Genomic DNA, 6,643 nt, shown 5'->3' with positions numbered 1-6,643 from the left:
CAAAAGTAGTCGGATTAGCTTGGAAGGCGTTCGAGACACTTATCCGGCGGCGGCATCCATTCCAACTTCCCGATCAAAAAGCTGACCAGTCTTTAGCATCGCGTGCATAGTGACAGACAATCTGCGCGCAACGGCGACCGCGGCACGTTTGAATCCCAATCTTTCCCTTAGCTTTAACCCCCAAGAGCGCGGGCCGCTATCGGCACTGCTGCGCGTGAGAATAACAGTTGCAGCTTCGAACAAGAGACCGCGCAAATGGGCGTCACCGCGGCGCGAGATATGACCGTCATAGTCGACCTCGCCTGATTGATAGCGGCGTGTCGTTAGCCCCAGCCAGGCTCCTACGGACCGTGACTTCTTGAAGTTCTCCGGATCTTCAATGGCGGTCATGAACGAAGTTGCAGTGACAACACCAACACCGGGAACCGACATGAGTAGCCGGCACGATTGGCTCACCCGCGCGATCGCTATCAACTGCTTGCTGAGTTCGGCCGCTTGTTCGCGCATGCCATACCAGGCCTTCAGGAGTGGGAGAATGATCTGCGAAAGAGACTGGTGGCCATCGAGGAGCATCCGAACGTTGTTTCCGAAGGTGGCACCCTTGCCACTTGGAACAACCAAGCCAAACGTCTGCATGAAGCCTCGGATCTGATTTGACAGCTCCGTGCAGATCGTCACCAACCTCGTTCGTGCCGCCACAAGCGTCCGGGTGAGCATGCTGTCGTACCCTTTGACCCGGACCTCGCGGTAGAAGCCAACCTCAGCAAGATGCGCAAGGCCATCGGCGTCGTTCGCATCTGTTTTATTCGCGGCCATGTCGAGCGCCGCCTTGGCATGCCGGGCCTCGATGCAAATCGCCGGAACCCCCGCATCTATCAGCGCATGATAAACCCATATCGAAAGGGGGCCAGTCTCAAAGACGACCCGCCTGGCATCGGGTGCATGCTTATGGAGCAATGTTATGATGCTGTCCGGGTCGGATTTGCATTTACCCCGCCAGATCCTTTTGCCGCCGCGACGAACGGATTTTGTCTTTTCGAGAAGCAGCTCGTGTACTTGATATCTTTTTGCCGACGGCAAGAGTCCATAATCCCCGGACCCTAAGCAACCGGCTGACCAAGGTTGCCGATCAGATCGAAAAGCGGGACGTCGCGAGCCCCTATCGTCTCAGTCGTTCCGGCAAGTCTCCCGTTTCCGTTTTCATCGATGGCGCCTAGATTCGAGCGGTTCCCGGCTATCAAAGCCGGCATTTCGAGATCGCGATGGGACGCATTATTTCGCAAGGCCGAGCATCGCGTCACTTTGCCGGTGCGCCGAACATCGCCACCGGCAAACACGACATCGTTCGCGCGGCGATGCGCGCACAAGGATGGCTGCCCGGCCGAGATGTCATGGTCTTCAGCGACGGAGAAGTTGGCTTGCAAAGCATCATTGTCAGCGCAACACGCCAGCCCGTTACACATATCCTTGACTCATCTATCGATGCGGCTGCGGCACATTGAACAGGCCTGGGAGGGCATCAAGTATCTCCAGGATCTGAACGTCTATCTTCGAGACGTTGCGGTGCATGTGCCAAGGCTTCGACATCTCCTATGGAGTGGTTATGTCCGAGAGGCAACCGAGGCCGTAAAGCAGATGCTTGCCCGTCGGGGATTAAGCGAACACCGTGACATCGCCCCGTCAACATGAATGTCATCGAGCAGCATTGGGATGAGGTCTTGCGGCTAAAGGCCTCGATCGGCGCGGGCCTGGTGCCGCCGTCCGTCATCCTCAGGAAGCTTGCCGCATCACCCCGGCAAAACCGGCTCAATCAGGCGCTGCGTGAAATGGGCCGGATTGAACGCTCGATCTTCATCCGCGACTAGTTGCTCGATACCAAACTCCGACGCCGATCGCATGCCATCCTCAACAAGGGTGAGAGCCGTCACGCCCTTGCCCGGGCGGTCTTCCTTCACCAGCTCGGCGAGCTGCGCAACCGCGTGGCGGAAACCATGGCCTATCGGGCCTCAGGTCTCAACCTCGTCGTCAACGCCATTATTCTGTGGAATACCGTTTATCTCAGCCGCGCTGTCGATTATGTCCGCACCCAGGGCATCGATATTCCCGCCGAGCTGCTCTCCCAGGTCGCACCGCTTCCCTGGGCTCATATCGCACCCACCGGCGATTATCTCTGGAACGAAATTGACCGACCCCTCGAACGCTTCAGGCCGATCCGCGCTAACCGCTTCAATCCAAACAACTTCGACTTCCCTTAGCGGGTATTATTGCAGAAATGCCCACGGAGCCCCGCCTTGGGGCGTTCCGTCGTCCGTGCGCAGGAATTGCTCCTCCGTCAGAACGCCAGCTTTCAAGAACTGACCGACCAACCTCCAGGCCGTAGCCTTTCTTCATCTAGGAATAGCCAATGACACTCAAAGCGGACCATCTGAGTACGGTTCCAGCCCGCTGCGTGCTTCAATCTTCCCGGAACGCGTGCCGCATCTGGTCGGTGAGCGGCTTGGTCAGGTAAGAAATGACGGTGCGGTCGGCGATCTTGATGAAGACCTCTGCAGGCATGCCGGGATAGAGCGAGAGGCCCTTGAGCTTGGCGAGGCTTTCCGGCTTCGGGCGGATGCGTAGCGGATAATAGCTGGCGCCGGTGCGCTCGTCCGTCACGAGATCGGGAGCCACCGTCATGACCTCAGCTTCGACCTCGGGCGTCGTGCGCTGGTTGAAGGCGCTGAAGCGAATTTCCACTGGCTGGCCAACGCGGATCTGGTCGATGTCATGGGTCGCCACCCTCGCCTCGATGGTGAGGTTCTCTGCCTCCGGCACGACGAGCATCAGCGTCTCGCCGGGATTGATGACGCCGTTCACCGTGTGAACCGCGAGCTGGTAGACGCGACCGGGAAGCGGCGCAGTGATGTCAAGCCGGCGCAACTCGTCGGTCGCGGCGGTGCGGCGTTCCTCATATTCCGCGATCTTCGCTTCGACCTCAGTCAGGTCCTTAGAAATATCAGTGCGCCGGTCCTCGTCGAGCTGCAGGATCTGCAGGTCGATCTCGCTGGACTTGCCGCGCGCCTGGGCACGGGCGGCAACATTCTGGCCTCGTTCACCTTCGAGTTCCGCGCGCTGCCGCTTCAGCGTCGTTACCCGCTGCATCGGCACGAGCCCCCTGCCATAGAGGGAATCGACGCTGGTCAGCTCCTCGTCGAAGAGCTTGAGCGCGTCCTCAATCGCCTTCACCTGCACCGTCAGGCCTTCGATCTCGTCCGCGAGCTGCGCCTTTCTCGATGCGAGCTGGCTTTTCATGCCGGCGAGCGCCGCGTTGCGGCTTGTGAAAAGCTTCTGCTCTCCTTCGATCAGCTTCACCGCCGCGGAGCCGGAGATAAATTGGTCGAGATCTTCGTCGATCGAGAAGAAGGGTGCTCCGATTCGCTCGGCCTGGAGCCGGGCGCGGCGGGCATAGAGCTGCGCCAGAGTGCTTTCGACAATGGCCAGGTTCGAACGCACAGTGGTGCCGTTGAGACGGATCAGAACCTGCCCAGCCTTGACACGATCGCCTTCCCTGACGAGGAGCTCGCCGACGATGCCGCCGGTCAGATGCTGGATCTTCTTGACGTTATCTTCGACTGCGACCACGCCCCCGGCGACAACCGCGCTCGACAATTCCGTGGTCGTCGCCCAGCCGCCGACGCCGACGACGAGCGCAAGGGCCAGCGCGGAAACGCCGATCATGTGGCGGGAAAGCGAACGGCGCGCGCTCGATCTATGTTGAATGCTGCCGCTCATTGCTTGGCCTCCTGGCTTTCAACGATCTTCAGCGGCGCCGCGCTGCTGCTGTCGCAGTACCTGCCCAGAACTTCGTCCTTCGGGCCGAAGGCCTGCATGCGACCCTCCTGCATCATAAGCACGAAGTCGACGCTCGCAAGCGCGCTCGGTCGATGGGCGATGACGACGACGATGCCGCCGCGCGTGCGCACATTCATGATCGCTTCGCTGAGCGCATGTTCGCCTTCCGCATCGAGGTTGGAGTTTGGTTCATCGAGGACGACCAGGAAGGGATCTCCGTAAAGCGCCCGAGCAAGCGCCACGCGCTGGCGCTGCCCGGTGGAAAGCGCCATGCCGCCCTCGCCGATCTCGGTATCGTAACCGTTCGGCAGACGCAGGATCAGATCGTTGACCCGGGCCTCCTTGGCGGCGGCGACGATCGCCTCGGAGGTAGCGTCCGGGGCAAAGCGAGCGATGTTCTGGGCCACGGTCCCGGCGAAAAGCTCGACATCCTGAGGGAGGTAGCCGATATGCTTGCCAAGAGCATCGCTGTCCCACTGGTCCAGCGCCGCGCCGTCGAGCCGGACGGAGCCGCGATAAGCGGGCCAGACGCCGATGATGGCGCGCGCCAGTGACGATTTTCCCGATGCGCTCGGGCCGATGACGCCAAGGGCGCTGCCCGCGCGAACGGTGAAGGTCACGTTTGCGATGACAAGGCTCTGTCCCGCCGGCGGACCGCTTGCCACGCCCTTGACGCTGAGCCTCTCGTTCGGGCTCGGCAGGGCGAGGGGCATTTCCGTCTCGGGCAGAGCTTTCAGCAGTTCCTTGAGGCGCTGCCAGCTTTGGCGCGCCGAGACGAGGCCGCGCCAATTGCCGATCGCGAGTTCGACCGGGGCAAGTGCGCGGGCAGTCAGGATCGAGCCGGCGATGATGATGCCGGGCGAGGCTTGTCCCTCGATCACCAGCGCGGCACCGGCTGCGAGCACGCCCGATTGCAGCGCCATACGGAACACCTTCGACATCGCCCGGTAATCGTTAACGATGTCAGAGGTACGACGGTTCTCCTCACGATATTCGGCGTTGCGGCGCTCCCAACGCTCCGTCAAGCGCCCCGACATGCCCATTGCCTGAACGACCTCTGCATTTCGCTGGGAAGCTCGGGCAAATCCGTTCCGGAATCCGCCGGCTTCGGCCGCCTTCCTGGCGGGTGCCTGGGTGCCGCGATTGGTGAGATAAGTGAGAAGTGTCAGGATCGCCCCGCCGACGACGGCGACCACCCAAATGACCGGGTGAAACAGGAAACAGATGGCGAAATAGACCGGAAGCCAGGGCAGGTCGAAGAGCGCAGCCGGTCCGCTGCCCGAAAGGAAGGACCGTACTTGGTCGAAATCGCGCAATGCCAGGAGGCCGTCGCCTGACATATTGAGCTTTAGCGGGGCCTTGACCAGCGCACGATAGATCCGTCCGCTGAGGCTCTCATCGAGCGCGCCGGCGATACGCACGAGCATCCGGCCGCGGATGAGCTCGAATGCGCCCTGGAAGCCGTAGAGCAGCAGTGCGAGAAGACAGAGGGCGATGAGCGAAGGAATGCTTCGGCTCGGCAGCACCCGGTCATAGACTTCGAGCATGAAGAAGGGGCCGGTAAGATAAAGTATGTTGACGAGCGCGCTGGTGATGCCGACCCCTATGAAGGCGTATCGGCAATCGCGCAGCGCCTGGACGGGATCGATGTTCCTGTTTTTTGGGGTTGCTTCAAAATCATGCACGAAGATAAACACCTCGCAATGCGAACGGGCTGTTATTCCGCCTAAGCTAGGCTTGCCCTAAGAATTGAAGAGTCGATCGCTGAATCACAAGGCCGCCCCGCGCGACGAGGCGACCAGCATCCGTGTCCATTCAAATCGGCCCTGCTGCTCAAATATGCCAGTCGGCGTGGTGCAGCGTGGAGTGAGTAAAGTCGGTTGCCGCTTCAGGCCCGTACAGCAGGAACTGGTCCGCCCGCAATGCGCTCATATCGGTATTAAGAAGCCGGATGCTTGCTCCTCCCTCGGTCGCAATTACGAGACCCGACCCTTCCACTTTGGTCACTGCGAGGACATCGGAGAACAATTCAAATGTACCACACGCAGTGAGATCAATCTTATCGTTGGAATCGAAATCTACGATCACGTCGTGACCATCACCTGGTTGGAAGTGAAAAGTGTCTGCTCCGCCGTTACCCCAAATGATATCGTCACCGCCCCGGCCATAGATGTGCTCCCCCACTGGCGTGCCCTTAATGAAGTGGCTATCATTACTATCTACTACCGGGGGCCCATGGTACTCTATCGAATCCAAGGCCGTCTGAGCGAATGCTGCATGCGTGCTGCTGTGGTGAAGCTGCGCGTCGGTAGTCGTAGTTCTGCTCATGGTGCTGTCTCCTTCAATGATCGAACTCGTTAAGCATAGCAGGCCGGACTTATCTTCCAAAATTTTTTGTTTTGATAGGACGGATCCATTCTATGGATCGCTCGCCGTAACTTACGTCTCTCGTAACGACCTCGATTGTAACGATTTTAATGGTGGCCTGAGAACACTGACGCAAGCAGGCTAATGCTCGACGCGAGAGGCGCGGCAGGTCAGCATCAGGCTATAGATAACTGCGCTTGTCTTGGCTCCGTCGACGGTGTCGCTGAACAGGGAGCAGAACAAGAGCAGTTCAAAATCCTGCGCGGCCTTTATCAACCAAAGACAGTGAAGTCCTTGTAAATGAGCGTTTTCCATGAGATTTTTCGATCAGTTCCGATGGAGATCATGATGTCCGAAACGATGTTTGCGAGCTTTCCAATATTCGAACAGTGGACGACATGGTCGCTACGTTGCGAGACGAGGAGCAATGCCGTCGCCGGCGATG

Annotated in this window: 4 protein-coding genes and 2 pseudogenes; 2 read left to right on the top strand and 4 right to left on the bottom strand. The window is 59.5% G+C overall.

What is annotated here, in order from left to right; genetic code table 11:
• Window positions 1-39: 39 nt before the first annotated feature.
• Entirely contained in the window at window positions 40-1,080 is a 1,041-nt protein-coding gene (locus tag BN77_RS29635; protein WP_007539281.1) for an IS110 family RNA-guided transposase, read from the bottom strand.
• Here BN77_RS29635 and BN77_RS33040 point away from each other — a divergent pair.
• Both BN77_RS33040 and BN77_RS31695 read left to right on the top strand, forming a co-directional pair.
• Window positions 1,029-1,665: pseudogene (locus BN77_RS33040) on the top strand (hypothetical protein); the annotation flags it as partial. The gene BN77_RS29635 and the pseudogene BN77_RS33040 sit on opposite strands and share 52 nt — an antisense overlap.
• A 20-nt stretch (window positions 1,666-1,685) precedes the next feature.
• A pseudogene (locus tag BN77_RS31695) lies at window positions 1,686-2,255 on the top strand (Tn3 family transposase).
• Between the two features lie 199 nt (window positions 2,256-2,454).
• On the opposite strand, the gene BN77_RS29620 reads toward BN77_RS31695, so the two are convergent.
• From BN77_RS29620 to BN77_RS29610, 3 genes are all read right to left on the bottom strand, one after another.
• On the bottom strand, window positions 2,455-3,771 hold the full coding sequence (locus BN77_RS29620; protein WP_007539274.1) for an HlyD family type I secretion periplasmic adaptor subunit: 1,317 nt from the start codon (window positions 3,769-3,771) through the stop codon (window positions 2,455-2,457).
• Window positions 3,768-5,516: a type I secretion system permease/ATPase gene (locus tag BN77_RS29615; RefSeq protein ID WP_028749509.1), complete on the bottom strand. Its 1,749-nt coding sequence runs from the start codon at window positions 5,514-5,516 to the stop codon at window positions 3,768-3,770. The genes BN77_RS29620 and BN77_RS29615 overlap by 4 nt, the downstream gene beginning before the upstream one ends.
• 148 nt (window positions 5,517-5,664) lie before the next feature.
• Window positions 5,665-6,159, bottom strand: a complete 495-nt coding sequence (locus BN77_RS29610) for a calcium-binding protein (protein ID WP_007539270.1) — start codon at window positions 6,157-6,159, stop codon at window positions 5,665-5,667.
• Window positions 6,160-6,643 lie beyond the last annotated feature (484 nt).

Source organism: Rhizobium mesoamericanum STM3625 (assembly GCF_000312665.1).
Classification (GTDB): domain Bacteria; phylum Pseudomonadota; class Alphaproteobacteria; order Rhizobiales; family Rhizobiaceae; genus Rhizobium; species Rhizobium mesoamericanum.
This window is presented reverse-complemented; position numbering and strand designations above follow the sequence as displayed.